This is a genomic window from Xanthomonas sp. D-36-1, from assembly GCF_017746155.1.
Lineage (GTDB): Bacteria > Pseudomonadota > Gammaproteobacteria > Xanthomonadales > Xanthomonadaceae > Xanthomonas > Xanthomonas cissicola.
Genome location: NZ_JAGHWR010000082.1, coordinates 1 through 5,255 on the forward strand (window position 1 = coordinate 1; position 5,255 = coordinate 5,255).

General features: G+C 57.6%; 3 protein-coding genes. All 3 read left to right on the top strand.

All coding sequences use genetic code 11. The features are described 5' to 3' along the window. On the top strand, positions 1-1,226 hold a 1,226-nt coding region (locus J7367_RS19470; RefSeq protein ID WP_176214980.1), incomplete at its 5' end, for a DEAD/DEAH box helicase. Between the two features lie 264 nt (positions 1,227-1,490). Then, the gene (locus tag J7367_RS22555) at positions 1,491-3,371 is read left to right on the top strand and encodes an AAA family ATPase (protein ID WP_039574459.1); all 1,881 of its coding nucleotides are present in this window, start codon (positions 1,491-1,493) and stop codon (positions 3,369-3,371) included. Next, positions 3,368-5,080: an ATP-dependent helicase gene (locus J7367_RS19480; RefSeq protein WP_081028034.1), complete on the top strand. Its 1,713-nt coding sequence runs from the start codon at positions 3,368-3,370 to the stop codon at positions 5,078-5,080. Before J7367_RS22555 ends, J7367_RS19480 begins: the two co-directional genes overlap by 4 nt. The last annotated feature ends 175 nt before the right edge of the window (positions 5,081-5,255 follow it).

Below are 5,255 nucleotides of genomic sequence, written 5' to 3' on the forward strand. Positions count from 1 at the left end.
GCATTGATCAGACCATCCTTAAGAGCGATGCTTGGGAGCTCGCAACCACTCATCAGGCTGACCATCTGCTCGCTTGGTTGGAAGACAATGCTATCGGGCGTGGGGATGTCATTGAACTGGCCGAGCCCTGGCGCATTGAAGGCTGGCGAAAGGCACGGGCGCGGGTTTTAATCCAGGCACTGAAGCTCCATCAGACGTTCTTCGAGCTTGAGGCTTTAAGACTGCGCTCCAATTTGTTCATGATCAATGGCCTGTTGACAGGCTCGCGCTTCCAAGGATTGTCGCGCGATGCAATCCGTTCGGCGTGGGCATCTCTGTTCATGGTCGTTCCGGTGCTGAGCAGCACCTTCGCATCGTTCGCCCGTTCGTTTGGCTCGCTGGGTGCCAGTGAGATTGGCTGGTTACTCGTGGATGAGGCAGGTCAGGCCGCTCCGCAACAAGCAGTCGGCGCGCTGTGGCGGTCCCGACGTGCGTTGCTGGTGGGAGACCCACTGCAACTCAAGCCCATCGTCACCGTATCCGATGCGGTGCTGGAGCACATGCGTGCGCGTTACGGTGTTGATGCGCACTGGATTCCCAACCAAAAATCTGCACAGGTACTGGCTGACGAAGCCACTCCTTGGGGGCGCATGGCTGGGCCTGCCGACAGCAAGATGTGGGTAGGATTGCCACTTGTCGTGCATCGCCGCTGCGACAAGCCCATGCACGCATTGGCCAACCGTATCGCCTACGACGGAGCGATGGTGTATGGAACGATCACGCCGCGCGGCGACAAAGAGACCCGCGCCAGTCTGCCAACAGGGTGGATACATATCAGTGGCACATCCGAAGGAAATTGGGTGCCTGCAGAAGGCCAAGTCTTACGAGACCTGCTCAAGCGGTTGCATAGCGACGGCGTAGAGGCGAAAGATATTTCGGTCATCACCCCTTTCAAGGCTGTGCAGCAGAACCTCAAGCGCATGCTCCGAGACAAGATGGTGTCCGGCACCATCCACACAATGCAAGGCAAAGAGGCATCGGTCGTCATTGTCGTATTGGGCGGTAACACGGCAGGATCTGGCGCCCGCAACTGGGCTGTTTCGGAACCAAACCTGCTGAACGTGGCGGCGACGCGTGCCAAGCGGCGCCTCTATGTGATTGGCGACAGGAATGATTGGAAACATCGGCAATTGTTCTGTGATGTGATGGATCTGCTACCGATTCAGGATATTCGGGCCCACGAGTAATGGGCTTTCATAGCAGCAGAGCGGGATGGGACTTTTTCGCATTACTGTGAGTAATTACATGGACTTGACCAGTAGTTAGCATCGGATTTGACCAGTCCGCTGGCCGACCCTGACCGGCAGAAATCGGCTAGTAGTGGCCCTTGGTTGCGCGCGCGGTACGCGAATAGACCCGAAGGAGCTCTCAAGTGGCGATACAGTCGAATCGCACCTACCATGAGGTACTAGGATCAGTAGATTGGTTTCCGCTAGTCAAGGAGGGTCGAAGTGCATCTTGTGCGTGTTCGCGTCCGGAACTTCAGAGGCATCGCCTACGGTGAGGTCCATCTCAATGGACACACTGCTTTTATTGGTGACAACAACGCCGGCAAGTCCACATTGCTGGAGGCGGTGGATCTGGTACTTGGCCCGGAGCGCCTGAGTCGCCGTCCTGTAATTGATGAGCACGATTTCTATGCAGGTACGTATGTAGATCCGGCCAAGAACGAGGTCGTCCCGATCCAGATCGAGGTTGTTGTCGCTGGACTCTCCGATGAGCAGCTGCGGCATTTCCGCGACCATATCGAGTGGTGGGATTCACAGGCCAAGACATTGCTTGTAGGGGCTCCCCCAGAGGGAACAGACGCGCCCCATGTTGGCGCAGCAATACGCGTCTTTTTCAACGGCTGGTATGACGTAGAAGAGGACGACTTCGCTGGGGATACCTTTTACGCCACTCCCGAAATGCCGGATGGCTCCTACCTGCGGTTCTCTGCGCCCGACAAACGAAAGTGCGGTTTTCTTTATCTTCGCACCCTACGTACCGGCGCCCGCGCACTCAGCCTAGAGCGAGGCTCTTTGTTGGACGTAATCCTTCGGCTGAAGGAGACACGACTGACAATGTGGGAAGACTTGCTCGACCAACTGAGGGCATTGCCAGTTGGAGAGACCGAGGATATCGGCGAGTTACTTGTCGCAGTCCAGGATGCAGTACGGCACTACGTACCATCCGACTGGGCAGAGCAACCCCACATGCGGGTTTCGGACCTCACCCGCGACATGCTCCGTCGAACCCTGACTGTCTTCATGGGCACTGGCGCGAAAAGGCCGGACGGCTCCGTCTATTCCGCCCCATATCAGCACCAAGGCACTGGCACGATTAACACGCTGGTATTGGCTCTGCTGTCTATCATCGCCGAACTCAAGCAAAGCGTGATCTTCGCGATGGAAGAGCCAGAGATCGCGCTTCCGCCACACACCCAGAAACGAATTATCAATTCGCTACGCCAGAAGTCGGCACAGGCCATCTTCACCTCCCACTCACCCTACGTGCTGGAGGAGTTCGATCCTGTCCAGGTGGTGGTTCTCAAGCGCACGGCCGGTGTTATGACCGGAGTTCCTGCAACATACCCACCAGCAGTCAAGCCCAAGGCTTATCGCACAGAGTTTAAAGCCCGGTTCTGCGAAGCTCTACTTGCCCGCTACGTACTTGTGCTTGAGGGCCGTACGGAGTTCGACGCATTGCCTGCCGCCGCCCGCCGGCTTGCCGAGCTGGATCCCACGCGTTTCAAATCTCTCGAAAACCTTGGAGTGGCTATCGTCGATGCTCGCGGCGAGACCAATGTCGCTCCTCTGGGTGCATTTTTCCGGTCTCTCGGCAAGATCGTGTTCGCGGTGTTCGACAAGCAATCACATGAGGCGCTCGCAACCATCACTGCCTCGGTCGATCATGCCTATGAGTCCGCGAATAAGGGCTTCGAAAACCTTGTGTTGTATGGCGTGTCTGAGGTCGCACTCCGCAGCTATGCTGCTGTTGTAGTTGCTGGCGGCGATTGGCCGCAGCATCTCGCGGCATGGACGCCAACGCCCGCAACGCCGTTGGCCGATCTGCAGGCGGCTCTGTCGAGCTATTTCAGCTGGGCCAAGGGTGGTGGCGACGCCGGCGACTTGCTCGCCTCCTGCCCAACCGCCAGTGACATGCCTGAATACGTGAGAACCACGCTGGCAGCCATCAAGAACGTCATTGAGCCACCTCCGCTGCCTGCGCTGCCTCCACTACCTCCCCAGCTAGCCGGCGTGCCCCCTCTCCCAGGGGCGGCAGCCGAGTCGCCGCCATTGGCACCCGCCTATGGGAAGTTCCAACCGTCGCCGCCCCAGCCTCTGGCATGACGAAAGTGTGGAGCGATCAGAAGCGCGACTTTCTGGAGTGCGCCAGGCACGCCCTGGCGCTAGGTGGCCCTGGTGCCGGCAAAACACACGTCGCGCTGGTCAAAGCTCGCAATGAGATTCGCTCAGGAATACTCAAGCCAGGCCAGAAGGTCCTCTTCTTGAGCTTCGCCAGACCGACCGTAGCGCGCGTCATCGAAAAGGCTTCTGAGCTGATCTCGCGCGAGGATCTGAAGCAACTAGAGGTCAGCACGTACCACGGTTTCGCATGGAGCATTCTCCGAAGCCATGCCTATCTATTGAATGGCAGACCGAACCTGCAGCTTCTGCCACCGCCCGAAGCAGCAGCGCATTTGGCAGATATCGATAAGGCCCAGCACGAAAATGAGAAGCGACGCCTTTTCGAACAGGAGGGCCGCCTGCATTTCGACTTGTTCGCAAGCTTGGCCAGCGAACTGCTGACCCGCAGTGATCGGTTAAGCGCCATCTTCTCCGACACCTATCCCATCATCATCCTCGACGAGTTTCAGGATACAAATAGTGATGAATGGGCGCTGATCCAGCAGCTTGGAAAGCGCAGTCGCCTCATTGCACTGGCCGACCCCGAACAGCGGATCTATGAGTTTCGAGGTGCTGATCCCAGGCGGGTGGGAGACTTTCTGGAGAACTTCGGCGCCGCCCATTTCGATTTCGCGGGTGAAAATCATCGCAGCAGCGGTACCGATATCACGTCCTATGGAAATGACCTGCTCACTGGCGCAAACAAGGGCAAAGTCTACCAGCAGGTCAAAATCACGCGTTACGACTTCATGTATGGCAAGAGCCTGCACTTCACCGCCAAGGCCGCGGTGTTCTCGGCGTTGGATCGCCTCAAAAAAGTACCTGACAAATCGATCGCGATCCTGGTGCCATCCAGGCGGCTGATGCTCGAGTTTTCTGACTACCTTTCTTCTGCAGCTGATGGTCTACCAGCACTAAATCACGACGTCGCAATGGATGCTGAACCGCCGGCTCTAGCCGCTGGCGTTATCGCCACGTTACTGGCGGGAGGTACCGCTGGCGATGTGGCGAGCCGCATGCTCGGCGCACTTCACTCACACATTCGCGGGCGGCGCGGGGGCAGGCCTACCCCACAGACCGAGCTTGACCTGGCGGGTGCGCTTAGCGGGTTCATCTCCTCGGGAAAGATCCGCGGCTCCAAGCGCCTGTTGATTGTCAGCGAAGTTCAGCGCATCTCAGAATTGCGGCGGCAACTGCAATTAACGGGCGACCCTGCGGAAGACTGGTTACACCTGCGCGGCCTGTTGGCATCGTCCACTGCGGAAGCCTTGAAGCAAGTAGCAACAGATGCTCGCTACCTACGACTGCTGCACCGAGGCTCAGTATTGCGAACCAATTTGGGTGCGTTGTGGCGCGCCCAGGGAGAGTACATGGGGGCTGAAGAGGCAGTCCGAAGTGCCTTGATGCAGGAGCATTTCGCTGCAGCTCAGAAGGACTGGCGTGGCATCCATCTGATGACGATACATAAGTCTAAAGGGAAGGAGTTCGATGAGGTCATCATCTACGATGGCCTTTACCAGCGCGTTGCCAAAGCCCCGCAGGATCCAAAAATCTGCGCCCAGGATCTTTTAGTACTGCGGGTGGGCGTGACTCGGGCGATACGTCGGACCACAATTGTGACTCCGAAGCGCGATCCCTGCCCTTTACTGTGAATCAAGACTTCCGCTCGTTAGACCTCTCCCTGCTAATCCGGCCGCAGCTGAGCGGTCGTAGGCGCGCCTATCTGCAAAGGTTAAGAGCTCCTCAGTCCCAAAATTGCTGGCATAGAATGGTTCACGTTAAGTCCGCTTTTGGCCGTTAGCAGCCCTTAAGGAAGGTCTGATCAAC

What these genes read in the sequence shown, in the direction of transcription:
- J7367_RS19480 (WP_081028034.1), top strand. Translation starts at nt 3,368, where the DNA reads ATGACGAAAGTGTGGAGCGATCAGAAGCGCGACTTTCTGGAGTGCGCC.